Below are 24,647 nucleotides of genomic sequence, written 5' to 3' on the forward strand. Positions count from 1 at the left end.
GACCCGCCCGCCCGGGCGGGTCCGGGAGACGGCCCTTGGCCATCGTCGGGACCATCGCCGGGTCCGGGTCCGGGTCCGTGGCCGGGGCGGCGGAGGGCAGTGGTGCGGCTGAGGCCCTGGGCTGCCTGCCGGTACTACGGCCGGGCAGCCGGCCGGCGGAGGCCCTGCCGGACTCCGCGGGCCGGACTCCGCCGTCAGAACTCCGGCTCCGAGATCACCGCCCGCAGCGGGCCCAGCAGCCGGTTGGCCTCCGCGAGGCCACTGGGGGAGTCCAGCCGGTAGTACTCCTCCGGCCGGGACGCGAAAAGCGGCTCGGGGCACCGGTCGCCGAAGAACTGCAGGGCCCGCCGCGGCATGCAGCGCTTGGACGTCCAGCACAACCCCTGCGCGTCCAGGCTGTTCGCACGGATCAGCCGGACCCAGTACCGGGTCTGCGCGTACTCCATGCTGGTCACCAGCCAGTCGTCCTGCCACACCGCCGCCAGGCCCTCCGCGCTGGTGAGGTCGACCAGCGTCACGTCCGAGACCGTACGGACCGCCGAGAGCAGGTACCGGGACGCCTGCGCCCACGGCACCTGCCGGACGGCCGCCCGGTCGTCGAACTCGACCGACCTCAGCAGCACCTCCGCGAGCGCGGTCACCGGATCGAGCGCGGCGTACAGGTACGGGTACGGGTCCTTCTCCGTGGAGTCGAACCGGCTGCCCTTGAAGTGCTCGTGCGCCGTGCGAGGGTTGTACTGCCCCACGCCGTACCGGGCCTCGTGGCAGCGCCAGAGCAGGGTCCCTGCCGGGAGTTCGGTGGTCACCGGCTCCATGGCCACGCCCTCGGGCGGAATCTGGCCGACCATCAGCCGCCCTCCACCAGTTCGGCGGCGGCCTCGACCAGGTCCTCGTCCGGCAGGGTGCCGAGCAGCTCCGCCGGGACCCCGCGCAGCCATGTGTTGCCGCCCAGCCACCAGTCGGCGGCGCCCCAGGGGTCCCGGTCGGCCCGCAGCAGCTCGTTGATCCGCCGGACGACGGGCAGCGGCTCAGCCGTGCCCGGCAGGAACTGGAACCGCGGGTAACGCGGGCCGCTCCCCGGGTCGTTGAGCCGGATCACCCCGGGTGGCTCCGGCCCGCCGTCCGGCACACGGGCCAGGAGGCCCGCGTGTTCCTGCGGAGACAGGGCCGGCGCGGCGAGCAGGCGAGCGCGGGCGGAGCGTCGCAACTCCTGCGGTCCGGGCGGTGCTTCACCCAGGATGCCGATGAGGTCCGCCACGAGCGCGGCGGACGGAACGCTCGGGGCCTCGGTGGCGTACCGCCGGCCGTCGAGATGTTCCGCGACGGGATGGCCGGGCGGGAGCACCGCCAGCGCGCGCACCAGCCGGCGCAGCGCGCGGGCCGTGCCCGGCACCCGGCCGGCGACGGCCTCGTCGTACAGAAGGCGCAGCGCGGCGACGACCTTCTGCCGGGATTCCTCGTCGAGTTCGCCCGGCAGCAGGCGGGCGTTCTCCTTCAGTGACAGGAGCAGGTCGGTCGGGTTCACCGGGTTCCCTCCTGGGCGGTCTCGGGCGGTGCGGCCGGGGCGGGATTGCCCTGGTGGACGAAGGCGGCCCAGGTTTCGGGCCGTTCGCGGAAGTCCTGGCGGAGCCGGTAGCCGGAGACGTCCGCCAGTCCGGCCACCGAGGGACGCAGGTCCGGCGGGGTGATCATCCAGCGCTGTGCGGCTCGCAGGGCGTCCGGTGGCGCGAGCCCCGCGGCGAGCCGGTCGTGCAGGACCAGCATGAGGAGCTCGGAGCTGCCGTCGGGCACCCGCCAACGGGAACCGATGGCGTCGGCCGCGAGCCGGTGGACCAGGACCGAGGTGACCGTCAGGGCCTCGTCGTGGTCGCGGGTGGTGAGGTCCGTCTCGCACGCGCTGCACACCACCAGCGGGCCCGGCGTCTGCGGCGAGGCGCCGCCGGAAGGGGTGTCCAGCAGCGTGCTGAGGGTGAGGTCGGCGCTGACGGCACCGTCCGCCGCGGCCGCCGGGGGCGGTGCCAGCCGCAGCGCGGACGTGGTCGGGTCCGGGCCTGCCAGCCCGTGGCAGGCGAGGTGCACCAGCGATGCGGGAGTACCGTCCCGCGCGCCGAGCAGCCCCAGGACCGTCTCCGGGGTGGGGGTGGTGCCGTACGACTCGGTGAAGTGCTCGGCATCCGGGTAGTACCGCTCCTGGAGGACCTCGACCTCCTCCTCCGCCCACACCAGGTCGTGCCCGTGGAAGACCAGGGCGGGCCGTTCGGCCGGGCGCATGCGCCGCCGTGCCGACGCGCGGAGGAACTCCCGCCCCGAGGCGGCGTGCGAGACGACCGCGACCTCGCACAGCCGCACCGCGTCCGGGCCGCCGGCCCCGGAGGGCGGCCGCAGCACGGCCGCCTGCCACGGCACCACCCCCAGCTCACCGCAGGGCACCAACACCAGCCGTACGGCGGCCGAGCGTGCACCCTCCGCGCGGGCCGAGCGTGCACCCTCTGCGCCGGCCGAGTGTGCGCCCTGCCCGTCGGCGGAGGGCGCACTCTCCGCGCCGGCCGAGTGTGCGCCCTGCCCGTCGGCGGAGCGTGCGCGCTCCGTCTCCGCCGGGTGACGGGCGAGTCCGGATTCGTGCAGGGCCCGTTCCCACAGGCCGAGGCGGTCCAGAACCGGGCCCACCACGCCACCGGCCCAGTCGCACAGCGCGGCGAGGGCCGCCGACCACGCCCGGTCCGCCCGGTCGTGTTCCTGGTGCGACACCTCGCCGTCGGCCGACTCCAGCCGCTGCCGGGCCGCTCCGGCCGCCAGGAAGTCCGTGACCGGGGTCCGGCCGGCCCCGGACAGTCCGGGCGACCGGACCACGCCGACCGGTCCGTCCGGGGTGACGAGGAGCAGCGCGCCGTCCTCGGCACCGGAGCCCGGCAGCAGATGGACCAGGGCGTCGACCCCGGACCGCGCCAGACCGGCGCGCAGTGCGGCCACCGTCTCGGCCGACGGTTCGTCGGCCGGCCGCTCCCGGCCGCGCAGCAGGGCCAGCGACTCGCGCCGCAGGTCGCCGGGGAGCGAGGGCCCGCCGGGCGATCCGGACAGCAGTTCGTCGAGTGGTGAGCGGGACTCTGCGTCGGCGGCCGGGACCTGGCCCACCGGTGCGGTGGCGCGCCAGCGTTCCGCGAGTTCCCGCGCGCCGAGCGCGGCCAGTCGGTCGGCGACGCCCAAGGACACCGCGGCGGCCCGGAGCACCAGCGAACGGCCGGCCTCCAGACAGCCGACCGCTTCCTCAGGGTCCCCGATCCGCAGAGCCCACAGGGCAGCCGTGCGCCCCCGGTCGGCCCCCTGCCGGGCCATCCGCAGTCCGTGGCGCACCCCGGCCTGCAGCAGCACGTCGTCCGCCGTGGCCCGCAGCGCGTCCCGCGCCGCACCCACGGCGGCGCGCAGGTCCTCGGTGGCCTCGGGAGTGCCGGGCCGCGTGCCCGCCCGGTCGGCCAGGGTCTTCGCCAGCGATCCGTGGACGGAAGCGTTGCCGGGGGCGTCCGGTGGCAGCGCCGACCGGGCCAGCCGCAGCTCCGCCACGGCCTCGTCCAGGGCGGCCGGGTCGCCCGTGAGCTCGTACAGCGTCCCCAGGGCGATGGCGAGCGCGCTCCGCACACGTGACTCGAAGTCGAAGGTCACTCCGGGGCCTTCGAGAGCGGACCGGGTGCGCTCGATGCCCGCGGCGAGGCGGCTCGGGTCCTTCTCCACCGCCGCGGTGAGCGCCAGCAGCGGGGCCGAGGAGGCGTCCAGCAGTTTCCGGAGTGCGGGGATGTCCACCGACTGCTCCATGACCTGCTCGAAGTGGTGCACGGCCGTGCGGACGTCCGCCGTCGCCCGGCTGAGCAGCGCCATCGCCAGAGATGCCGAGCCCAGCAGGAACGAGTGCATCACCGTCACCCACTCCTCGGCCCCGGCGAGCGCGTCGTCCAGATCCTGAAGCTCGAGCAGCACTGACTCGACGGCGTCCAGGTCACCGCTGTCCGACGCCCGGGACAGGGCGATCTGAAGCCGCAGGAAATGGCCGCACGCGCGGAGCGTGATCGCCAGCCGGCCGCCCGACGGACCGCCGGCCCGGTCGAGATCGCGCAGAATGGCGTCGGCCAGCTCCTCGTCCTGGAGGCTGCCCCCGGTCATCGAGGCTCCGGCGAGCATGCCGGCCGTGACGCCCGGCAGCCAGTCGGTGAGCTGGTCCGCGTCGAACTCGCCGGCCGCGAACGCCTCGTGCACGAGTTCCAGCCCGGCGTTCATGCCCGTCATGTCGCCGGTGCGGGTGGCCTGCGCCAAGTGGAGCATGGCCGCGATCATCCGGGCGGACAGCGAGGAGTCGTCCGGCCCGGCGTCCCCGCGGCCCGTCAGGGCGACGAGGAGCTTGGGCAACTCGGCGGGGGCCAGCGTCCCGGGGTCCTGCGCCTCGGTCAGGGCAAGGATCTCCCACAGGGCGTCCATGCCGCCGTTCGGGTTCGGAGTCTGTTCCTCCGCGTCCGCCGGAGAGTCGGCCGGCAGCACCGACAGCAGGGTGGGCAGCACGGAGTCCAGCAGGCGGGGCAGGAAGGAACCCTCGTGTCGACCGGACCGTACCAGCGCTTCGGCCGAGGCGAACACGCCGTGCATGTCGTCGCGCTGCATCGCCTCCAGGGCGGTACCGAGCAGGAGGAAGTGTTCCCGCTGCTCGGGGCTCAGGTTCCCCGAGTCGTTCGCCAGCACCAGTCGGAGCAGCAGCTGGGAGTCCTCCGGAAGGCCGGAGCCGCCGTACCGCTCGGGCCTGCCGGCCTCCATGGCCATGCGTACGTCGTCGAGCCGCAGACCGTCCGCGGCGTCGACCCCCGCCTCCCGCGCCTGCGCTTCCAACCGCACCAGCCGCGACCCCAGCAGGGCGACGAGATCGCGGCGCGCGGTGCCGCGGCACTCCGTGTCGAGCAGCGCCGACTCGCAGGCCTCCTGCAGCAGCTCGCGGGCCCGGAGCCGGTCCTCGGGCCGCTGTCCGAGGACGTACCGCGTGGCGACCAGCGCCCCGAGCCGTGCCCTGAGCCGGGCCCGGAGCACCTCATGGCCGGCCGCCCGCACCGACTCGTCGGCGAGCAGGGACAGTTCGTCGATCAGGGCGTCCAACTCCGGGCCGCTGGGGCCGCTGTGCTCCCCGGCGCGGAAGGGGACGACGCAGTCCCCGGTGCCGGCCAGGGCGGCCTCGGCCCGTGCGCCGGGCGGCGAGTCGTCCGAGTGGTGCGGGGCGTGTGTGTCGTGCGCGGCGTCGTCCATCCGGTGTTCCCTCCCGTACTCATCATGCCCGTTCGTCAATTCCGGTACGGCCGGTTGGCGAGGGCCGTCGCCGCACGACCGGAGATCGACCGCTTACCGCCCGGCAGCCGACCACTCTCCGTCCGAACCGGGCGTTTCCCGGTCGTGGCCCGTCGACGCGGGGCTTCTCATGGTGTCCTGGCAGGGGTTTCGGGCCAACGGGCGCCCGACAGGCGCGTGGTGGGCTCGAGGAGACACACATGACGGACGCTGACACGGGCACGGGCACGGGCACGGGCACGGGCACCGGCACGGGCACCGGCACCGGCACGGGCACGGGCACGGGCACGGGCACGGGCACGGGCACGGGCATCGACACCGGCACGGACACGGGCACCGCCCCGGCCGGTCGGGCTGCGGCCGGTTCGGCTCCGGCCGGTTCGGCGCCGGGAGCCCGTGAGCCCGTCGCCTACCGGGAGACGACGCAGGCCGAGTACGCGGCGACGTACACGGACGCCTTGGACGTCGTGCCCGTCAACCAGGAGACGCTGGTGCTCAGCGGACGGTGCCCGCGGTGCGGATGCGCGTGCACCTACCTCCACGTCCGGCGCGCGTTCCGCGGACCGTCGCACCGCGCGGACGGCATCCCGGTCATCTGCACCTGCGAGACCGCGCATCCTGGCCGCCCGGAAGGGGAGACCGGCTGCGGCGCCTACTGGAACGTACGGCTGGAGCGCGTGTGACGGCCGGCCGGCGCGTCGTGCCCGGGCCCCCGGCGACGGCTGCCGACCGCGAGGCGGCCCGCCGGACCGTGGATCTGCTGGCCGCCGAACTGCCCCGCGTCCGGGAGGCCGCGTACGCCTGGCGGCACGGACTGGCCGGCCTCTTCGTCGGGCTGCTCGGCTTCGGCCTGATCAAGGGACGGACCGACGTCAGCAAACTCGCCGCCCCCTACGGCGTGTTGGTCGGCGGGACGCTCCTGCTCTCCCTGGTGTGCGGCACGGCCGGTGCCCTCCTGCTGCTGCGTGCGGCCCACGGTGCGCCCGGCATGGTCTCCCTCGCGTCGGACACCGCACCGGCCGCCGCACGGCTCCGGGCGGGCGAACACGTGGAGACGCTGCGCGCCGTGCGGGCGCTGCGGCTGGGCGTGCTCCTCACCCTGGGCTGCGGTGCGGCGCTGGTGGGTGCGGTCGCGCTCACCTGGTACGGCCCGGTCCAGGAGGGGCCGCGGCTGCTCGTGAGGACCTCCTCGGCCGCCTTCTGCGGGCAGTCCCTGCGCGTCACCGACGGCCGGCTGGTACTCAGGACCGACTCGGGTGAGGTGAGGGTGAGTCTCGCGGACATCGTCTCCCTGGGCGCCGTCGACGCCTGCCCGGCGGCCGGGGCGAGCCCGTGAGGGTCCCGAGGAGTGCGCGGACTTCACCGCCGGACCGGCCACGTCACATCGATGGCAACGGACGCTGCCCGCATCCGGTGCTCCCTCAGCCCACCTCCACGGCCGTCGGCCGGCTCGGACCGTCCGAGTCGTGAGCCCGGGGCCGCCCCCTCGAAGGCTCACGTGCCCGTGTCCACCGCTACTGCTCATCGACGGCGAGGTCGGCCGCCACGGGCACGGCTGCCCGCGCCGGCCCCCGCCGGGTGGCCATGGCCCTCAGCGTCTCGAAGGCGGTCGCCGTGGGGCTGGCCGGTTCGGCTTGATAGACCACAAGTTGCTGATGCGGAGCCCCGTTGACCGTGAAAGCCGCGAACTTGATGTGCAGGTCTCCGACCTGGGGGTGCTTGAGATGCTTGCCTTCCTGGGACTTGCTCTTGACCTCGTGCATCTGCCAGATGCCGGCGAACTCCTCGCTCTGGGCGGACAGTTCAGCCACGACCTCGGCGATGCGGGCCGACTGCGGGTCGTGGCCGAAGGCGGCCCTGATTTCGGCGACACAGGAGTGTGCGGCTCGCTCCCATTCCTGGTAGAACTCGCGTCCTGCCGGGTCGACGAACACCATGCGGGCCAGGTTGTCGAACTCGTCGAACCCGCTGTGGAGGGCCGTGGCGAGGGAGTTGCCCGCCATGATGTCGAGCGCCGGACCGACGACGAAAGCCGGAGTGTGGTCCCATCCGTCCATCAGCTGCAGCAATTGTCGGCTGACGTCCGTCTCACCCCAGTCGCGCGGGCGCTGCGAGGCGGTGAGGCACAGGCGGTTGAGGTGGGCGGTGGCCTCCGCGTCCAGTTTCAGTGCCTGCGCCACGGCGTCGAGGACCTGCGGGGACGGGCTGTTCTCGCGCCCCTGCTCGAGTCTGATGTAGTAGTCGGAGCTGACTCCGGCGAGCAGCGCGACCTCCTCTCTGCGAAGTCCCGGCACCCGGCGTCGCCCGTGTTCCGGCAGGCCGACGTCGTGCGGCTTCAAGGCGTCTCGGCGGGCTCTGAGGAAATCACCCAAAGGTGTTCCATTGTCCATGCGGCAAGGCTAAGTGGTTGCGACTGACGAGAGCCATCGGTCGCCCGGAATCGCACCGGGTGTTCACGGTTGCACGCAGGGCGATTGTCCGGGGCGACGGAGGGGCGCCGGTGACTGGGACGTGACGCTTGCGCAGCGCCCGTCACGACTTCCCGCGGTCCGTCACGGGCTTCTCCTCCCCGGGGAGGCCCGGTGTTCCTGGGTGCGATGCACCCACCGTCGGCAGGACTTCGCCCGGCGTTCTCCGCCTAACCTCGACTCCATGGACAACGACGCGCGCCCTGACCCGGTCGGAGGGCTCGGTCAGTTCCTCCGCTCCCGCAGAGAACGCCTCGGTCCTGCCGCGGCGGGACTGTCCCTGGCGGGCCGGCGAAGGGTGCCCGGCCTGCGGCGTGACGAGGTCGCGACGCTCGCAGGTGTCAGCCTGAGCCACTACAGCCGACTTGAGCAGGGCCGCGAACTCAGCCCTTCGCTCCGGGTGCTGGAGGCCCTTGCCCGCGCACTGCAGCTCGGGGACGAGGACAAAGGGGAACTCTTCCGGCTGGCCCGGCCGACAGCACGCCGCACGAAGCCCCCGGTCCGGGTCGAGCGGGTCCACCCGCACCTGCGGCAGCTGATCGAAAGCTGGACCGGGACGCCGGCCTTCATCATCGGGCACGCCCAGGACCTGCTGGCCACCAACGCACTGGCCGACGCCCTCCACAGTGACTTCGCGCAGCACGACAACGTGTTGCGCATGCTCTTCCTCGACCCCGCGGCGAAGTCCTTCTACCGAAACGCGCAGCGGGCCCGGCATCGTGCGGTCGCCGACCTCCAGCAGACCGCGGCGGGCACTCCACAGGACCCCCGCGTCCTCGAGCTCGTCGGCGAACTGTCCGTGCGCAGCGGCGAGTTCCGCTGCCTGTGGGCCCGCGAGCGCACCCGGGTCCCGTCCTGCGACGTCCAGCACGTGCACCACTCCGTCGTGGGAGGCCTGGAGTTGCGGCACGAAGCCCTCACCATCCGCAGCGCCCCGGGGCAGCAGCTCATCATCCTGCAGGCCGAGCCGGGCTCCCCCTCCGCCGACGGGCTGGCCCTGCTGGGCTCCCTCGGCGCACCGGTAGTCCCGCCCCACCGGCCGAATCCCGCGCACGGCTCCTGAACCAGGAGACCGCCGGAACAGCGCCTCCACCGGTACACGCAGGTACGCCTGGACCGTCATGGGGGATCGAGGCTGGGTGTGACACTCCTAGGAATGGCACAGCCACCATAGCGTCGTAGCCGACGGGAACACTCGAAAACGTCCACAGGAAATCCCCGAAAGGGGAAGAGACGAAAGAGGTTCTCCCATGGCTACGTGGTTTGTCACCGGCGCCTCGCGTGGAATCGGTGCGGAAATCTCCCGTGCCGCTCTGGCGGGAGGTGACAATGTCGTGGTCGCCGTACGGAATCCGGAGCGTCTGCCGGACGATCTGAAGAACTCGGACAAGGTTTTCGCCGTCGCCCTGGACGTCACGGACAACGACAGCATCCCGCTGGCGGTCGAGGCCGCCGTGGACCGGTTCGGCGGCATCGACGTCCTGGTCAACAACGCCGGCCGCGGCCTGCTAGGCGCGCTGGAGGAGGTCACCGACACGGAGGCCCGGTCGCTGTTCGACCTCAACGTCTTCGGCCTGATCAACGTCACCCGCGCCGTGCTGCCCGTCATGCGCAAGCAGGGCGCGGGCCGACTGGTGCACATCGGTTCCCGCTCCGGTTTCGAGGGCGAGCCCGGCGTCAGCCTCTACAGCGCGTCGAAGTTCGCCGTCGCCGGCATCAGCGAGGCACTCTCCGCCGAGATGGCCCCGTTCGGTATCCAGTCGATGGTCGTCGAGCCGGGTGTCTTCCGCACCGACTTCCTCGACGCCAGCTCCCTGTCGGTCGCCGCGAACCGCATCGCCGACTACGACGGCACACCCGCCCACGTGACGCTGGACTGGGTCGACCGGGCCAACCACGCCCAGCTCGGTGACCCCGTCAAGGGCGCCGCGCTCATCGTCGAGGCCGCCTCCGCGGAGAGGCCGCCCACGCACCTCTACCTCGGGCGCGACACCCTCGAGCGGCTCGACGTCAAGTACCGGCAGGTACAGGAGGATCTCGCCCCGTGGCGCGAGAAGTCCGCTGCCACCGGCCACGACGACGCCGCCTGACATTCCGCCGGGCGTCCTCGCCTTCGGGCGCCCGCGGCCCTCTCCAGCAGCCCGGCGGGGCAGGACGATCCGGCCCGCCGGGCACCGCGCCACCCCTGCTCTCCCCACCTCCGGGGCCTTCCGGTCAAGAGAGATTGAGGTTCTGTGATGTCCGCTGCCCTGATCACCGGTACTCCCCTCGACGGTCGTGTCGCCGTCGTCTCCGGCGCCTCCAGCGGCATGGGTGCCGTCACCGCTCAGCGCCTCGCTGAACTCGGTGCCACCGTGGCCGTACTGGCCCGGCGCAAGGAGCGTCTCGACAGCCTCGTCAAGGACATCGAGGCCGCCGGCGGCACCGCGCTCGCCCTGGCCGTCGACGTCACCGACCGCGCCGCCGTGCAGACCGCCGCCGACCAGGTCGCCGCCCGCTTCGGCAAAGCCGACCTCGTGTTCAACAACGCCGGCGTCCAGCTCGTCTCCGGCATCGAGGAACTCAAGACCGACGAATGGCAGCGCCAGATCGACCTCAACATCACCGGCCTGATGAACGTCATCGCCGCGTTCCTCCCGCACCTGACGGACTCCGCCGCCCAGGGCAAGCCCGCCGACCTGATCAACACCTCGTCCATCGCGGCCACCCGAATCCTGGAGAAGTTCTCCGTCTACTCCGGCACCAAGGCGTACATCAGCCACCTCACCCGGCTGCTCCGCGTCGAACTCGGGCGCAAAATGGTCCGCGTGGCCACCATCGAGCCCGGCATGGTCGAGACGGAACTCCCCGAGCACGTCACCGACCCCGACGCCTCCAAGCTGATGGCCGACCTCATCCACGACATCGACTGCCTGCGGTCCGCCGACATCGCGGAGACCGTCGCCTTCATGGCCGCCGTCCCGCGCCACGTCAACCTCACCGAGATCACCGTCCTGCCCACCGCCCAGGCCGTCTGAAGCCCCTCAGCCGGCGCGATGGCACCACCGGGACGCGTGGGAGTCTCCCCGGCCGCGGGAGGAACGGCCGGGGAGTGAAGGAGGGGAAGGCGAATGCCCGGGCGGTGGGAAGGCTCAGGCAGCCGGGGTGTTCAGCACGTACTCGCGCGAGGCGTGCACCTCGCCGCGCAGGGCGGACAGGTCGACGTCGAGGACCTGCCCGTCCCACTTGCGGGGCTCGCCGTTGATGAGGACGGCGCTGATGTTGCGGGCGTCGGAGCCCAGCACGATCGTGCCGAACGGGTCGTTGAGCGGCATGTTGTTGAGGTCCTCGGCCTGGATGACCAGCAGGTCGGCCTTCTTGCCCGGGGTGAGTGAGCCGGTGACCCCGGCCAGGCCGTTGGTACGGGCGCCCTGGAGGGTGGCGAAGTCGAGGACGTCGTGGGTGGTGATGCGGGAGGGCTGTCGGCCGGTGCCGTGAACGGCGTTGACCGCGCGCATCCGCTGAATGGCGTGCAGGGCCCGCATCTGCGTGAACATGTCGCTGGCCAGGGCGACTTCGACGTCGATGCTCAGTCCGGGGCGGATGCCGACGGACAGGGCCTCGTCGACGGCGGGGATCGCGGTCTCCAGGCCGATCTGCGCGTCGGAGGTGGGGGCGAGGGCGACGGTGGTGCCGGTGTCCCCCATGACCCTCCATGCCTCGGAGGTCAGCCCGGTGGCGTGGATGAGGGTGACGTCGGCGTTGAGGATGCCGGCCTTGGCCCAGCGCAGGACCGCCTCGGAGGAGGCCGTGCCGAAGACCGCGTCCACGCTCACTCCGATGCCGAGGTCCTCGGCGACGCGGGCGAGTCCGGGACCGTAGGCGAGCGCCGGCCCGGCGATCTCGTCGGTGGCGAGCGTGGCCAGGCGCAGGGTCAGCAGCTGTTCGGTACTGCTGAAGTACTGCTCCTTGAGGCGGGTCAGGTCATCGGGCCACTGCTTGTCCCAGTCGCCGAAGTGCGGACCCATGGAGGCGTGCACGCCGCGGATGCCGGTGTCGCGGAGAGCCGCGATGGCGGCGTCGGAGTGCTCGCGGGTGCGGGAGTTGTGGGAGAAGTCGAGCATGGTCGTGATGCCGCTGTCGATCGCGGTGAGGGCGGCCAGCTTGGTGCCGATGTACATGTCCTGGGGCCGGTAGACCGTGGCGTAGCCGGCCAGGGTGGACATGACGTAGGCGCCGAGGTCGTCGACGTCCGGCATGATCCGGCGCAGCTGGGCCTCCCAGGCATGCCGGTGGGTGTCGACGAAGCCGGGGGCGAGGATCGTGCCGGTGGCGTCGGCGACCACGGCGTCTGCCGCTTCGAGGTCGCGGCCGACGGCGGTGATGGTGTCGCCCTCGACGAGGAGGTCGCCGCCGTCGATGACGCCGAGGCCGGGGTCCATGGTGACGACGGTCGCACCGGTGAACAGGATGCGCCGCCGGTCGGCGGGCCGGCGCCGGAGCACTTGGAGGACGGCGGCGCCGGCGGCGTCGTCGAAGTTCATGAGAGGTCTTCCTTCCGTACGGGGGAGAGGACGAGGGGACACGGGCCGTCCGCCGGAGAGGGCGGTAAGGACTGGGACGGTCAGCCCAGCTTCATGACGTAGCCCGCGTGGTGCAGTTCGTCGCCCTGGAACTCTCCGTAGGCCCAGAAGCCGAGGTCGTCCAGGTAGTCGATGTGGTCGCCGTCGATCCAGTACCGGCCCTGGTAGGCGTGCGGACGTCCGCCCCGGGTCTCGTCGTAGCGGCCGTCGGCGGTGAGTTCCTGGTGCAGGAAGCCGTTCGTGTCGATCCAGGTTCCGACGCGCGGGCTGCCGGTCAGGTCTTCGGCCGCCGGGATGCCCGCCTCCGGGGCGGTGGCCCGGCCGGGGACGCCGCCGCCGGCCCACAGGACCGGCCGGCCGGCCGCGACGAGTGCGCGCACCTGCTCCGGCCGGGTGATGAGAGTGGCCACCGCGCTCGGAACGTCGGCGGCGAGTTCGTCGGGCAGCACCAGGAAGTCGGCGGTGTTGCCCGGTGACAGCGTCGCGACGTACTCGGAGCGGTGGCCGCGGCCGCCGGCCAGCGCGACGGTGTCCACGACGGCGGGGGTGATGGTCAGGCCGGTGCAGTCGACCACGACGGCGTTGTCGTCCCCCGCCGCGGTGATGATGGCGGGGCCGACCCCGACGACGAGGGAGCCGACGAAGAGGAGGTCGGCGCCGGTCGTGGTCGCGATCAGCGGGTCCATCGTCAGGATGCGGGCGTTGGTGAACAGAACGGGACGCCCCTCGTCGTTCGAGAGGATCGCGTCGAGGGCCTCGGGGTTCCAGCTCACGGTGTCGGTGATGCTCAATGCGTGCTCCTCGGTAGCGTCGCCTCATCGGCGTCCCCGCCGCGCGAGATGCGCGCCGGTGCGGGTCCGAGGCGAGTGTCCGGCAGCCACGACGGCTGCCGGCTTCCTGACCACCAGGTTGGTCGCACCGTGGAGTCGGAACCAGACCGTGGTGACCCCAGGTGTCGGACACCCAGGATCCCGGGTGTACCGCGGCACGAACCGGTGGAGACCACCACGCCTCCCGGGGTCGCCGTGAGCTACCGGCGGCCGGTCGTCGAGGCCGGTGACACCCGGGCCCTCGCCCAGGACGTTGTACGGCTCGCGGCATGACGTCGGTCTGCGGCAGCTCCTTTTTTTCGTGCGGGTGAGGCCCGGCGTTTAATCGGTGGTGCCGCGACCTGGGGCGGGGCTAGGCTTCCGCTCAGCCGTTCTCGAGGGGGCGGTGTTGGTTCGTCGAGAAGAAGCAGGAGGTGAGGACGTTGATGACTGTCACGGTGACGGGCACGGCCCGCATTCAGGAGTTCATCGTTCCCACCCCTGTGGTCTCCGGCTGACACCCACTCGACTTCCGCGCGGAGCGCGCCGCCGGGGCCACCCTTCGAAGGGCCCCCCTTGTTCAACGCTTCACTCAACACATCCTCCCTTTCCCATGCCCAGCAGGTCCTCGCCGCCTACGGCTGGGACGCGGGCTGGGAGGGCGAGTTCGCCCCGTACGCCGGGCAGGGTCTCCTGCCCGGCCGGGTCGTCCGCGTCGACCGCGGTCAGTGCGACGTCGTCACCGCCGACGGGATCCTGCGGGCCGACACCGCCTTCGTCACCCCGCACGACCCCCTGCGCGTCGTCTGCACCGGCGACTGGGCCGCCGTCGAACCGGACGGCAACCCGCGCTACGTACGGACCTGTCTGCCGCGCCGTACGGCCTTCGTGCGCTCCACCTCCTCCAAGCGCTCCGAGGGGCAGATCCTCGCGGCCAACGTCGACCACGCGATCGTCGCCGTGTCGCTCGCGGCCGAGCTCGACCTCGCCCGGATCGAACGGTTCCTCGCGCTCGCCTGGGAGTCCGGGGCGCAGCCCCTGGTCGTGCTCACCAAGGCCGACCTCGTTCCCGACCCGGTGTCCCTGGCGTACCTCGTCCAGGACGTGGAGACCGCCGCGCCCGGCGTGCCGGTGCTGTCCGTCAGCGCCGAGCACGGCGAAGGGCTCGACGTGCTCGGCGCCGTCGTCAGCGGTGGTACGGCCGTGCTGCTCGGGCAGTCCGGCGCGGGCAAGTCCACCCTCGCCAACGCACTGCTCGGCGAGGACGTCATGGACGTACAGGCCACCCGGGACGTCGACGGCAAGGGCCGGCACACCACCACCACCCGCAACCTCCTCGTGATGCCCGGCGGGGGAGTACTGATCGACACCCCCGGGCTGCGGGGCGTCGGGCTCTGGGACGCGAGCACCGGGGTCGGGCAGGTGTTCGCCGAGATCGAGGAGCTGGCCCGCGGCTGCCGGTTCCACGACTGCGCCCACGAGAGCGAGCCGGGCTGCGCGGTCGTCGCCGCCATCGACACCGGTGAGCTGCCCGTGCGACGGCTGGAGAGCTACCGCAAGCTCATGCGGGAGAACCAGCGCATCGTCGCCAAGACCGACGCCCGGGTGCGCGCCGAGATCCGCAAGGAGTGGAAGCGCCGGGGAGCCATCGGCAAGGCGGCGATGGAGGCCAAGCGGGGCCGCGTGCGGTAGCCGCCGCCCCGCCGACGCCATGTCCGAATTCCGCCAGCCCGGCCCTCCGGTCCGGCGGAGACTGGAGAGCGTGATGGGGAACGGGACGAAGACCGCAGAGCACCTGACGGACGAGGACAGCAGGTACGAGGCCGTCCGCAGCCGGGACGCCCGGTTCGACGGCGCGTTCTTCTTCGCCGTCGAGACGACCGGCATCTACTGCCGGCCCAGCTGCCCGGCGGTCACGCCGAAGCGGCACAACGTGCGGTTCTACGCGACGGCCGCCGCCGCGCAGGGCTCGGGGTTCCGGGCCTGCCGGCGGTGCCGTCCGGACGCCGTGCCGGGCTCGGCGGACTGGAACGTCCGCGCCGACGTCGTCGGCCGGGCCATGCGGCTGATCGGCGACGGCGTCGTCGACCGCGAGGGTGTCGCCGGACTCGCCGGCCGGCTCGGCTACAGCGCCCGCCAGGTGCAGCGGCAGCTCACCGCCGAGCTCGGCGCCGGGCCCGTGGCCCTGGCCCGCGCCCAGCGGGCGCACACCGCGCGGGTCCTGCTGCAGACCACCGGCCTGCCGGTCACCGAGATCGCGTTCGCGTCGGGGTTCGCCAGCGTGCGGCAGTTCAACGACACGATCCGGGCCGTCTACGCGGCCACCCCGAGCGCGCTGCGCGCCACCGCCCCGGCACGCGACCGGGCGGCCGCCCGGCGCGCGGCCGCCCCCTCCGCCGGCATCCCGCTGCGGCTCGCCCACCGGGGCCCCTACCAGCCCGGTCCCGTCTTCGACCTGCTCCAGCGGGAGGCCGTCGCGGGAGTGGAGGAGATGAGCGGCCCGCCGGGCCGCCGCGTCTACCGGCGCACCCTGCGCCTGCCCCACGGCACCGGGATCGTCGCCGTCGACGAGCGGCCGGGCGGACCACGCGCGGGCAGCGGCGGCTGGCTCGACGCCCGCCTCCACCTCACCGACCTCCGCGACCTGACCACCTCCGTGCAGCGGCTGCGGCGGCTGTTCGACCTCGACGCCGACCCGTACGCCGTCGACGAGCGGCTCGGCGCCGACCCCCGGCTCGGCCCGCTGGTCGCCGCCCGCCCCGGGCTGCGCTCACCGGGCACCGCCGACCCCGACGAACTCGCCGTCCGGGCCCTGGTCGGGCGGGCGGAGGCCGAGCGGCTGGTGCGGCGGTACGGCAAGACGCTGGACGCGCCGTGCGGCACCCTCACTCACCTCTTCCCCGAACCGGCCGTCCTCGCCGGTGCCGAGCCGGACGGCACCCCGGGCGCGCTCGCCGCCGCCCTCGCCGACGGCACCGTACGCCTGGACCCGGGCGCCGACCGGGACGACGCCGAGCGCGCGCTGCTCGCCGTGCCGGGCCTGGACGCCCGTACGGCCGCCGTCGTCCGCACCCGCGCCCTCGGTGACCCGGACGTCGCCCCGCCCGGCCCGGCCGTGCCCGACACCTGGCGCCCCTGGCGCTCGTACGCCCTGAACCACCTGCGCGCAGCAGGAGAGTGGGAGCAGCACCGATGACGACGACCATCACGACCACGACGTACTGGACCGAGACCGACAGCCCCGTCGGCCGGCTGGCTGATCCTGCGCCCCTTGCCACCGGGTGATCGGCGCCGACGGGCTCCCTGACGGGGTACGCGGGCGGTCTGGAGCGCAGGACGCGGCTGTTCACCGTGGAGGGCGCCGCGCTAGCCCGCCAGCACCGCGCCCAGCCACGCTCCGGTGATCAGCAGGCAGGCGAAGAGTTCCGTCAGCACACGGGAGCCGCCCGAGCGCATCACCGTGCGCAGCGCCGCCACCGCTTCGCCGTGCCGGCCGAGCCGCAGCCGTTCGGCGAGGTACACGCCGCCCACGAAGCCGGGGATCGCGCCGAGAACAGGGACCAGGACGAAGCCGAGGAAGGCGCCCGCGCCCGCGTACGCCGTGATCCGGCGGGTGGTGTCGTCCCGGCGCGGCCGCCGCGCCGGCAGTGTCCAGCGGACCGCCAGGGAAAGGAGCAGGACCACCGTCGCGCCGACGAGCACGGCCCACGCGAGAGGCCGCGGATCCTCCAGCGCCCACCACAGGACCCCGGCCCACACCAGCCACGCCCCCGGCATGCCCGGGAGCAGCACGCCGCACAGCCCGAGCAGAATGACCAGGCCGGACAGCAGGAGGTCCCACGCTCCCATCTGTCCAGGGTGCCGGAGACGGGCGCCGAGCGCAGATGTCCGGCGGCTCGGGCAGGGCGGCGGGCCCGTTCAGTGCTTCCGGGCCACCCAGTCCCGTTCGTACGCGTGCCAGCCCAGCTGGAGCCGGGTCGTCACCCCGGTCAGCTCCATCAGGCGCTTGACGCGGCGCTGTACGGTCCGCAGGCCCAGGTCGAGCTGTTTGGCGACGCTCGCGTCGGTCAGGCCGGCCAGCAGCAGGGAGAGGATCTCCAGGTCGGTCTCGTCGGGCCCGTCCGGGCCGTGCTCGCTGACGCCGGACGCGCCGAGTCGCAGCGGCAGCGCGTCCCGCCACACCGACTCGAACAGGCCGGACAGCAGCTCCAGCAGTCCACTGGCGTGCACGACCAGCGCGGCCGGTTCCGAGGAGCGCGCGGTGAGCGGTACCAGGGCGAGGGCCCGGTCGGCGACCACCAGCTTGGTCGGCACCCTGTCCACCACCCGTACCTGCTCGTCGCGGCCCAGCGCGGCGGTCAGCTCCGTGATGCCGGTCGGCTTGTCCAGTACCGACCGCTCGACCACCACCCGGTAGCGGACCCCGCGTCCGGTGGCCTGCTCCTCCGCGTCGTTCTCCATGCCGGTGACGGCGACCGGGGTGCCGGTGACCAGCGCGCACACCTCCTCGCTCGCCGCCAGCTGGAGCTGGAAGAAGCGCTGGGCGACCGCCGCGGCGCCGGTCACCACCTCCACCAGATCGTGCACGGCGGGCTCGGCCGCCGCCGCCCGGTACTCCTCGGCCAGCAGCGCCGCCGCCAGCTCCGCCTTCTCCAGTTCGTGCCGCTGCTGGGTGAGCAGTGCCCCCAGCGCCACTCCCGGCGGCGCGGCGACCCAGCGGCCGGGCCGGGCCGAGGACTGGGCCGCGAGCCCGTTCTGCTCCAGCCGGCGCAGCGCCCGCTCGGTGTCCTGCTCGCCGAGCGCCAGCCGGCGGGCGAGATCGGGCACGTCGGCGGCGCCCACGGACACCAGCGCCCGGTACGCCGACTCGTGCGTGTCCTTGAGCCCCAGCACTCCCAGCATCAGGCGTCGTCCCTCCCCGAGAAAAAACTCACCACGTACCCGCGCGACCGGCCGTGGCGGAAAACGGCCACGGCGGGAACCCGCCTTCGGACATCATCGCCGTAGCGCCGGTCACTCTGCCAATGTGGCGTGGCCGAGCGGTTCTCCCGTGGGGGGTGGGACCGCTCGGCCACCCTGCCTCGCAACACTGTTCGAGGGGTCCCTCCGACACGCCGTACGGCGCGCGCGGGTGCGCCGGATTTTCCGGATGCCCCGTTTTCATACGGCTCCGTCGGTGGACAATCAGGAGCATGAGTCAGCAGGGGGGAAGGCCCACCGGTCATGACGACGACTGGTGGGGGCAGCTGTACGACGACTCCACTGACGACACCGGCCCCACGGCCGCACCCGATTCCCTCGACGACCGTTTCGCCTCGGCAGCGGGGACGGTGGCCGGCCGGCCGGACCGGGACACCCGGGAGGGGACGCCACCGCCGAAACCGCCGCAACCGCCTCCGGCCGAAGAACCGCCCCCCTGGTGGGCGGCGGCGCCCACCGGCATCCCCGGCCCCCCAACCGCAGGCTCACAGGCTCCGGCCGCACAGCCGGCAGCCGAGCGGCAGCCCGGTCCCGTACAGCCGGCCGTCGAGCGGCAGCCCGGCTCCGCACAGTCCGCAGCCGAGCGGCAACCCCCCACGCGGCCGCCCGCACCGCCGTCGCCTCCGCGACCGGCCGGGCAACGACAGGGGCCGCACGACCGCACCACGTCGGGGACCGGCCCCGCCGATCTCACCGAACCCCCCGCCACACCACTTCCGGCCGCCGGACCGGCCCCCGACGGACCACCGCGCCCACTCAGGATCATCCCCGGCCTGCCCCCGCTCCCGCCACCGTTCCTCCCCGCGCGGCCCTTGGAGCCCCTGCCCACGCGGGCCCCGGACGGCACCGGCGAGGCCTCGCCCTCCGCGCCCGCCTACGTCGGTTCCGGGCCGCCCACCTACGACGCCGAGCCGACCGCGCTGCCGCCCGCCGACCCGGACGGGCTCGACGGGCTGGTGGCGGACACCGTGCTGGAGGGCGCCCGATACGGGACCTGCGCGCTACGGGCCGTGTCCGTACGGGGGGACTCCGCGCGCTACCGGGGCGACCCGCGACGCGACGCGCTGCTCGTGGCCCGCTTCGGCACGGGGGAGCAGGCGCTGATCCTGGTCGCGATGGCGACCGGCGCCCGCGCGACCGCCGGAGCGCACCGCGCCGCCGCCGAGGTGTGCCAGTGGATCGGCCGGGCCGTGGGCCGCAGCCGGGCCCGGCTCGCCGAGGACCTGCGGGCCGCCCGGCGCGGCGACCTCAAGTCCGGCCTGCACCGCCTCACCGACCGCAGCCTCGGCAGACTCCGGGCCGGCGCCGCCGAACAGGGCCTGGCCCCGGACGAGTACGCGGCCACCCTGCGCTGTCTGCTGCTGCCCGCCGATCCCGAGTGCCGTACGCGGGTCTTCTTCGGTGTAGGCGCGGGCGGACTGCTCCGGCTGCGGGACGGCGCCTGGCGGGACATGGAGCCGAGTGCCGGCGACGTCACCGGTGAGCCCGTCGTCGGGTTCGGCTCGATACCGAGCGGAAGGCCGAGCGGAAGGCCGAGCGGAAGGCCGACCGGAGAGCCGGGCGACGCACCGGGTGGGAAGCGCGGGGACGACCGGCTCACCATGGACCTCGGCATCACCACACCACCCGGTCCGTACGACGAAGCGTTCGTCGAGCCGGCGCGCGAGCCGTTCCGCTTCCGCGCTTCCGTAGCCCGCCCGGGTGATGTGCTCCTGATGTGCACCGCGGGCCTCGCCGAGCCGCTGCTGAACGAGCCGGAGCTGGGCGAACTCCTCGCGCGGCGATGGGCCGGAGGCACCCCGCCCGGCCTCGCGGAGTTCCTCGCCGACAGCGGCGTCCGGGTCAAGGGCTACGCCGACGACCGTACGGCGGCCGCCGTCTGGGAGGCGTGACAGCGCTTGCTGTGCCATAGCTGGAGCCATGGCCAAACAGAACGTCGCGGAACAGTTCGTCGACATCCTCACCCGCGCCGGAGTCGAACGCCTCTACGGAGTCGTCGGCGACAGCCTCAACCCGGTCGTGGACGCCGTGCGCCGCCACTCCGGCATCGAGTGGGTGCACGTGCGGCACGAGGAGACCGCCGCCTTCGCCGCCGGGGCGGAGGCCCAGATCACCGGGAAGCTGACCGCGTGCGCCGGCTCCTGCGGACCCGGCAACCTGCACCTCATCAACGGCCTCTACGACGCTCATCGCTCCATGGCCCCCGTTCTCGCCCTCGCCTCGCAGATCCCCTCCAGCGAGATCGGGCTCGGCTTCTTCCAGGAGACCCACCCCGACCAGCTCTTCCGCGAGTGCAGCCACTACAGCGAGCTGATCTCCAGCCCGAAGCAGATGCCCCGGCTGCTCCAGAGCGCCATCCAGCACGCCGTCGGCCAGGGCGGCGTCAGCGTCGTCTCCCTGCCCGGCGACATCGCCGACGAGCCCGCGCCGGAGAAGGCCGCCGAGACCGCGCTCGTCACCTCCCGGCCGACGGTGAGGCCCGGTGACGAGGAGATCGACCGGCTGGTGCGGCTGATCGACGACGCCGACAAGGTCACCCTGTTCTGCGGCGCCGGCACGGCGGGCGCACACGCCGAGGTGATGGAGTTCGCCGGGAGGATCAAGTCCCCGGTGGGGCACGCCCTGCGGGGCAAGGAGTGGATCCAGTACGACAACCCGTACGACGTCGGGATGAGCGGCCTGCTGGGGTACGGCGCCGCCTACGAGGCCACCCACGAGTGCGACCTGCTGATTCTGCTCGGCACGGACTTCCCGTACAACGCCTTCCTGCCCGACGACGTGAAGATCGCCCAGATCGACGTCCGGCCCGAGCACCTGGGCCGCCGCTCCAAGCTGGACCTCGCGGTGTGGGGCGACGCGAAGGAGACCCTGCGCTGCCTGATCCCGCGGGTGAAGGAGAAGAAGAGCCGCCGCTTCCTCGACCGGATGCTGAAGAAGCACGCGGACGCCCTGGAGGGCGTCGTCAAGGCCTACACCCGCAAGGTCGACAAGCACGTGCCGATCCACCCCGAGTACGTCGCCGCCGTGCTCGACGAGATGGCCGACGACGACGCGGTGTTCACCGTCGACACCGGCATGTGCAACGTCTGGGCCGCCCGCTACATCTCGCCCAACGGGCGGCGCCGCATCATCGGCTCCTTCTCGCACGGATCGATGGCGAACGCGCTGCCGATGGCGATCGGCGCCCAGTTCACCGACCGGCGCCGACAGGTCGTCTCCATGTCCGGCGACGGCGGGTTCACCATGCTGATGGGCGACTTCCTCACCCTCGTCCAGCACGACCTGCCGGTGAAGGTCGTCCTCTTCAACAACTCCTCACTCGGCATGGTCGAGCTGGAGATGCTGGTCGCGGGCCTTCCCTCGCACGGCGTCTCCAACGCCAACCCCGACTTCGCCGCCGTCGCCGAGGCATGCGGGGCCTTCGGGGCGCGGGTGGAGAAGCCCAAGGAGCTGGCCGGGGCGCTGAAGGCCGCGTTCAAGCACAAGGGGCCCGCCCTCGTCGACATCGTCACCGACCCCAACGCCCTGTCCATCCCGCCGAAGATCAGCGCCGACATGGTCACCGGCTTCGCGCTGTCCGCCTCGAAGATCGTCCTGGACGGCGGCGTCGGACGCATGGTCCAGATGGCCCGCTCGAACCTGCGCAACGTGCCGCGGCCGTAGGGTCCGACGGGACATTCCCGTCGTCCACCCGGCGGGAACCGGCCAGTTCGACCGCTCCGGTGGCCGAACAACCGGTCGTTGAGCATGCGACATGACTGCCTGGGGTCCGGCCGGGCAAGGATTCCCCCGTGAACGTGTTCGAGGGGCTTCGAGCGGAAGGGAACGGACATCGGCACGCGGACGGGGGACAGGAAGAGGCGGGCGGTGCCACAGCTCAGGTGCAGACTCGCTCAGAGGGACCTGCGGGCCGTGCCCGAGGCACGCCGGGCGCTGCGCGACATGCTGCGGCACTGGGGCAGGCCCGGACGGTCGGAGATCGCGGAGCTGCTCACCAGCGAACTGGTCACCAACGCGCTGGTCCACACGGACGACGACGCGGTTCTGACGGCAACGGTCGGACCGGACGGACTGCGGGTCGAGGTACGGGACTTCGTCGGCGGGCTGCCCAGGCCGCGGGCTCCCGAACCGGAGGAGCGCACGAACGGCAGGGGACTGGTCCTGGTGCAGTCCCTCGCGGACGCGTGGGGTGTACGGCCGCACGGGGTGGGCAAGTCGGTCTGGTTCCGGCTGGACGCCGAGGCCGCGTGAGGGGGCGCCGGGGTCCCGGCGCCCCCTCGGCCTTCGGCTAGCCGAACTGCTGCTCCAGATCCTTGAGTTTGCGCTCCAGGGAGTCCAGGCGCGGCAGGGCCTGGGTGTCGTCCTCCGCGGTGAGGTCGACGGTGACCTGGTCAGCTCCGCGACGTACGGGCTGCAGGGAGGGACGCCCGCCCGCGGGCAGCGGCTCCGGGGTGGATATGGCAGGCTCCGCGGTGGCGCGTTCTGCGCCCCGTTCGCCCTGCTGCACCTCGACCTCGACCGGCCGGCCACCGCGGCCGGGGAGGCCCCGGGGGCCGTGGCCCCGGCTGATCGCCTTCAGCTGCGCCCGCTCCAGACGCTCATGCTCGCGCCGCCGCAGCTTCTTCTCCTCCTTCTGACGCCTGTCGTCGCGGACCTCCTCGACCGCCTCGTCGAGGCTGCGCACGCCCTCCAGGAGCATCAGCGACCAGGCGCGGTACGTCTCCCGGGGAGCCCGCAGCCAGCGGACCATGCGGATCTGCGGCAGCGGACGCGGCACCAGGCCCTGTTCGCGCAGGGCGGCCCGGCGGGTCTGCTTCAGGGCCCGGTCGAACAGCACCGCCGCCGACAGGGACATGCCCGCGAAGAAGTGCGGGGCACCCGCGTGACCGATGCCGCGGGGCGCGTGCACCCAGTTGAACCAGGCCGCCGCGAACGCGAAGGTCCACACGAGTATGCGGGAGCCGAGCGCCGCGTCACCGTGGCTGGCCTCGCGCACCGCGAGGACGGAGCAGAACATCGCCGCTCCGTCGAGTCCGAACGGGACCAGGTACTGCCAGCCGCCGCTCAGGCCGAGGTTCTGCTCGCCGAAGCCGACCAGACCGTGGAAGGAGAGCGCGGCGGCGACCGCGGCGCAGCAGAAGAGCAGGACGTAGGAGACGCTGCCGTAGAGGGCCTCCTTGCGCCTGCGGCGCTCCTCCATGCGCTCCCACGAGTCGTCCGTGCCCGCGTCCTTCCCCGAGGAGCGCTTGCCGCGCGCGAGCACCGCCACCGCCGCCAGCATGCCCAGGAGCAGCACGGCGCCCGGAAGCAGCCAGTTCAGCGATATGTCGGTCAATCTCATGGGGGTCCCTCGCATTGGGATAGGGCCTGACGCCCGCCATGGTGGCCCAAACCCCAGGAGCCTCAAGGGGTTTCGGGGCAAGAGGACGCCAAGAGGGCGCGAGGGGGTGCCCGGAGCGATGTTCAGCTCGAACTTTCGTATGACGAGCGGGTTCTGGGTTCGAATGCGAGCTTGGCCGGTGACCTCAGGAGGCGACGCGCGTGAGCGCGTCCGGAACGCTCAGACCGCCGTGGCGAGCAGCTTGGTGACGCGGTCCGCGTCGCAGGTGCGCGGGCAGGTGGCGCAGGTGTCCTCGGGGCGCAGCGTGTAGAACATGCAGCAGCTCGCCCGGTCCCGGGTGTGCAGCGGCTCGCCGTCCGGCCCCTTCAGTTCCCGGAACGCGGCATCGCCGACGTACGGCTTGGTCGCGCCCGGCAGCAGCAGCTCCAGCTCGTGCCGCGCCCGCTCCTGCTCACCGAGCAGATGGGCGACGTACCACAGGCCCTCGACGACCTCGTCGGTCGCCATGCCCCACAGGGCGCGACCGCGCCGCCGCATCCGCGGTCCGAAACCCGCCAGCACCGGCTCCAGATGCTCGGCGACAGCGGCCCGCACCTCGGTCCGCAGCGCCTCCTCGTCGGCGACCACGCGGGCACCGGGCAGGGCGGCGGCCGGATCGCCGGGCAGGCAGGCGAAACCGGCGGGGCGCACGGCCATGCGGCCGAGGGGGAGGCCGGCGGCGGAACGGTCGTAGGCGACGTGGGTGGCGGGGTAGCGGGGCACTCGGCGGTGCAGGAACCAGGGCACGGTGATCAGCAGGCAGGCCGGCCACGCGTACCGGTGCAGTCCGAAGCTCGCGACCACGTCCGGCCGGGCCCGCTGCCCGTAGTCCCGCAGCACCTGGGCGTCGTCCCAGGCGAGGAAGGCCTCCAGCTCCGACTCGCCCGCCGCGAGAGAGGCGGCGCCGACCCATCCGCCGCCGCGCGGGACCTCGTGGGCCGCGTCCAGCTCGGTGACGCCCAGTCCCGGGAGGACCTCGGACAGGCGCGCGTAGGCGTCCGTGAGGGCCGAGCGGGTGACAGGCATGCGGGACCACCGATCCACGTCGGAGAACGGGCGAGCTTCAGGTAAGCCTTACCTTACCGAAGTTCCCCGGGATTTGAACTGACGGCCCGTGCCCTTATGGTGCTTGACG

Annotated in this window: 19 protein-coding genes and 1 pseudogene; 10 read left to right on the forward strand and 10 right to left on the reverse strand. The window is 73.1% G+C overall.

From position 1 onward, the window contains the following. Window positions 1-194: 194 nt before the first annotated feature. Genes ACH4F2_RS21960 through ACH4F2_RS21970 form a run of 3 tightly spaced genes read right to left on the reverse strand, consistent with a single transcriptional unit; the run spans window position 195 to window position 5,274 of the window. Complete coding sequence (locus tag ACH4F2_RS21960; protein ID WP_398134395.1) at window positions 195-848, reverse strand: RES family NAD+ phosphorylase; 654 nt, start codon at window positions 846-848, stop codon at window positions 195-197. After that, window positions 848-1,525: a hypothetical protein gene (locus ACH4F2_RS21965; protein WP_398134396.1), complete on the reverse strand. Its 678-nt coding sequence runs from the start codon at window positions 1,523-1,525 to the stop codon at window positions 848-850. The genes ACH4F2_RS21960 and ACH4F2_RS21965 overlap by 1 nt, the downstream gene beginning before the upstream one ends. Beyond that, complete coding sequence (locus ACH4F2_RS21970; protein ID WP_398134397.1) at window positions 1,522-5,274, reverse strand: CHAT domain-containing protein; 3,753 nt, start codon at window positions 5,272-5,274, stop codon at window positions 1,522-1,524. Before ACH4F2_RS21970 ends, ACH4F2_RS21965 begins: the two co-directional genes overlap by 4 nt. A gap of 239 nt (window positions 5,275-5,513) precedes the next feature. Here ACH4F2_RS21970 and ACH4F2_RS21975 point away from each other — a divergent pair, with 239 nt between their 5' ends. Continuing rightward, window positions 5,514-5,996: a hypothetical protein gene (locus ACH4F2_RS21975; RefSeq protein WP_398134398.1), complete on the forward strand. Its 483-nt coding sequence runs from the start codon at window positions 5,514-5,516 to the stop codon at window positions 5,994-5,996. Then, window positions 5,993-6,649 (forward strand): hypothetical protein, encoded by a 657-nt coding sequence (locus ACH4F2_RS21980; protein WP_398134399.1) that lies wholly within the window; start codon window positions 5,993-5,995, stop codon window positions 6,647-6,649. The genes ACH4F2_RS21975 and ACH4F2_RS21980 overlap by 4 nt, the downstream gene beginning before the upstream one ends. 178 nt (window positions 6,650-6,827) lie before the next feature. Here the strand turns inward: ACH4F2_RS21980 and ACH4F2_RS21985 are convergent, their stop codons facing one another. Further along, the gene (locus ACH4F2_RS21985) at window positions 6,828-7,703 is read right to left on the reverse strand and encodes a helix-turn-helix transcriptional regulator (RefSeq protein ID WP_398134400.1); all 876 of its coding nucleotides are present in this window, start codon (window positions 7,701-7,703) and stop codon (window positions 6,828-6,830) included. Window positions 7,704-7,965: 262 nt separating this feature from the next. On the opposite strand from ACH4F2_RS21985, the gene ACH4F2_RS21990 reads away from it, so the two are divergent. The 3 genes from ACH4F2_RS21990 (at window position 7,966) to ACH4F2_RS22000 (ending at window position 10,798) form a co-directional block, all read left to right on the forward strand. After that, window positions 7,966-8,844: a helix-turn-helix domain-containing protein gene (locus ACH4F2_RS21990; RefSeq protein WP_398134401.1), complete on the forward strand. Its 879-nt coding sequence runs from the start codon at window positions 7,966-7,968 to the stop codon at window positions 8,842-8,844. 187 nt (window positions 8,845-9,031) lie between these two features. Next, complete coding sequence (locus ACH4F2_RS21995; protein WP_398134402.1) at window positions 9,032-9,871, forward strand: SDR family NAD(P)-dependent oxidoreductase; 840 nt, start codon at window positions 9,032-9,034, stop codon at window positions 9,869-9,871. 147 nt (window positions 9,872-10,018) lie between these two features. After that, a complete protein-coding gene (locus ACH4F2_RS22000) occupies window positions 10,019-10,798 on the forward strand; it encodes an SDR family oxidoreductase (RefSeq protein ID WP_398134403.1) in 780 nt (259 codons plus the stop codon). A gap of 114 nt (window positions 10,799-10,912) precedes the next feature. Here ACH4F2_RS22000 and ACH4F2_RS22005 read toward each other — a convergent pair whose 3' ends face one another. Beyond that, window positions 10,913-12,304 (reverse strand): amidohydrolase family protein, encoded by a 1,392-nt coding sequence (locus ACH4F2_RS22005; protein ID WP_398134404.1) that lies wholly within the window; start codon window positions 12,302-12,304, stop codon window positions 10,913-10,915. An 80-nt stretch (window positions 12,305-12,384) separates the two neighbouring features. Continuing rightward, a complete protein-coding gene (locus ACH4F2_RS22010; RefSeq protein WP_398134405.1) occupies window positions 12,385-13,134 on the reverse strand; it encodes an Atu4866 domain-containing protein in 750 nt (249 codons plus the stop codon). Window positions 13,135-13,728: 594 nt separating this feature from the next. Between ACH4F2_RS22010 and rsgA the strand changes: the two genes are divergently transcribed. Then, window positions 13,729-14,844: a ribosome small subunit-dependent GTPase A gene (gene rsgA / locus ACH4F2_RS22015; protein WP_398134406.1), complete on the forward strand. Its 1,116-nt coding sequence runs from the start codon at window positions 13,729-13,731 to the stop codon at window positions 14,842-14,844. Window positions 14,845-14,917: 73 nt separating this feature from the next. After that, complete coding sequence (locus ACH4F2_RS22020; RefSeq protein WP_398134407.1) at window positions 14,918-16,348, forward strand: bifunctional transcriptional activator/DNA repair enzyme AdaA; 1,431 nt, start codon at window positions 14,918-14,920, stop codon at window positions 16,346-16,348. 170 nt (window positions 16,349-16,518) lie between these two features. On the opposite strand, the gene ACH4F2_RS22025 is transcribed toward ACH4F2_RS22020, so the two are convergent. Together ACH4F2_RS22025 and ACH4F2_RS22030 are read right to left on the reverse strand one after the other, a co-directional pair. Continuing rightward, the gene (locus tag ACH4F2_RS22025) at window positions 16,519-17,001 is read right to left on the reverse strand and encodes a DUF456 domain-containing protein (protein WP_398134408.1); all 483 of its coding nucleotides are present in this window, start codon (window positions 16,999-17,001) and stop codon (window positions 16,519-16,521) included. A 69-nt stretch (window positions 17,002-17,070) separates the two neighbouring features. Then, window positions 17,071-18,054, reverse strand: coding sequence for a helix-turn-helix domain-containing protein (locus ACH4F2_RS22030; RefSeq protein WP_398134409.1), 984 nt, complete (start codon window positions 18,052-18,054; stop codon window positions 17,071-17,073). 290 nt (window positions 18,055-18,344) lie between these two features. Here ACH4F2_RS22030 and ACH4F2_RS22035 point away from each other — a divergent pair. The 3 genes and pseudogenes from ACH4F2_RS22035 to ACH4F2_RS22045 all read left to right on the forward strand — a co-directional run. Next, a pseudogene (locus ACH4F2_RS22035) lies at window positions 18,345-19,910 on the forward strand (protein phosphatase 2C domain-containing protein); the annotation flags it as partial. A 142-nt stretch (window positions 19,911-20,052) separates the two neighbouring features. Then, entirely contained in the window at window positions 20,053-21,795 is a 1,743-nt protein-coding gene (locus ACH4F2_RS22040; protein WP_398134410.1) for a pyruvate dehydrogenase, read from the forward strand. Window positions 21,796-21,999: 204 nt separating this feature from the next. Then, on the forward strand, window positions 22,000-22,383 hold the full coding sequence (locus ACH4F2_RS22045) for an ATP-binding protein (RefSeq protein WP_398134411.1): 384 nt from the start codon (window positions 22,000-22,002) through the stop codon (window positions 22,381-22,383). Window positions 22,384-22,420: 37 nt separating this feature from the next. On the opposite strand, the gene ACH4F2_RS22050 is transcribed toward ACH4F2_RS22045, so the two are convergent. Beyond that, window positions 22,421-23,473 carry a DUF2637 domain-containing protein gene (locus tag ACH4F2_RS22050; protein ID WP_398134412.1) on the reverse strand — a complete coding sequence of 351 codons (1,053 nt, stop codon included), beginning with the start codon at window positions 23,471-23,473 and terminating at the stop codon, window positions 22,421-22,423. Window positions 23,474-23,692: 219 nt separating this feature from the next. Then, window positions 23,693-24,538, reverse strand: a complete 846-nt coding sequence (locus ACH4F2_RS22055) for a (2Fe-2S)-binding protein (RefSeq protein ID WP_398134413.1) — start codon at window positions 24,536-24,538, stop codon at window positions 23,693-23,695. Window positions 24,539-24,647 lie beyond the last annotated feature (109 nt).

Source organism: Streptomyces sp. NPDC017890 (assembly GCF_044328675.1).
In the GTDB taxonomy this organism is placed as follows: Bacteria; Actinomycetota; Actinomycetes; order Streptomycetales; family Streptomycetaceae; genus Streptomyces.

What these genes read in the sequence shown, in the direction of transcription:
- ACH4F2_RS21960 (WP_398134395.1), bottom strand. Translation starts at nt 848, where the DNA reads ATGGTCGGCCAGATTCCGCCCGAGGGCGTGGCCATGGAGCCGGTGACC.
- ACH4F2_RS21970 (WP_398134397.1), bottom strand. Translation starts at nt 5,274, where the DNA reads ATGGACGACGCCGCGCACGACACACACGCCCCGCACCACTCGGACGAC.
- ACH4F2_RS21975 (WP_398134398.1), top strand. Translation starts at nt 5,514, where the DNA reads ATGACGGACGCTGACACGGGCACGGGCACGGGCACGGGCACGGGCACC.
- ACH4F2_RS21985 (WP_398134400.1), bottom strand. Translation starts at nt 7,703, where the DNA reads ATGGACAATGGAACACCTTTGGGTGATTTCCTCAGAGCCCGCCGAGAC.
- ACH4F2_RS21990 (WP_398134401.1), top strand. Translation starts at nt 7,966, where the DNA reads ATGGACAACGACGCGCGCCCTGACCCGGTCGGAGGGCTCGGTCAGTTC.
- ACH4F2_RS21995 (WP_398134402.1), top strand. Translation starts at nt 9,032, where the DNA reads ATGGCTACGTGGTTTGTCACCGGCGCCTCGCGTGGAATCGGTGCGGAA.
- ACH4F2_RS22000 (WP_398134403.1), top strand. Translation starts at nt 10,019, where the DNA reads ATGTCCGCTGCCCTGATCACCGGTACTCCCCTCGACGGTCGTGTCGCC.
- ACH4F2_RS22005 (WP_398134404.1), bottom strand. Translation starts at nt 12,304, where the DNA reads ATGAACTTCGACGACGCCGCCGGCGCCGCCGTCCTCCAAGTGCTCCGG.
- ACH4F2_RS22020 (WP_398134407.1), top strand. Translation starts at nt 14,918, where the DNA reads ATGGGGAACGGGACGAAGACCGCAGAGCACCTGACGGACGAGGACAGC.
- ACH4F2_RS22025 (WP_398134408.1), bottom strand. Translation starts at nt 17,001, where the DNA reads ATGGGAGCGTGGGACCTCCTGCTGTCCGGCCTGGTCATTCTGCTCGGG.
- ACH4F2_RS22030 (WP_398134409.1), bottom strand. Translation starts at nt 18,054, where the DNA reads ATGCTGGGAGTGCTGGGGCTCAAGGACACGCACGAGTCGGCGTACCGG.
- ACH4F2_RS22040 (WP_398134410.1), top strand. Translation starts at nt 20,053, where the DNA reads ATGGCCAAACAGAACGTCGCGGAACAGTTCGTCGACATCCTCACCCGC.
- ACH4F2_RS22050 (WP_398134412.1), bottom strand. Translation starts at nt 23,473, where the DNA reads ATGAGATTGACCGACATATCGCTGAACTGGCTGCTTCCGGGCGCCGTG.
- ACH4F2_RS22055 (WP_398134413.1), bottom strand. Translation starts at nt 24,538, where the DNA reads ATGCCTGTCACCCGCTCGGCCCTCACGGACGCCTACGCGCGCCTGTCC.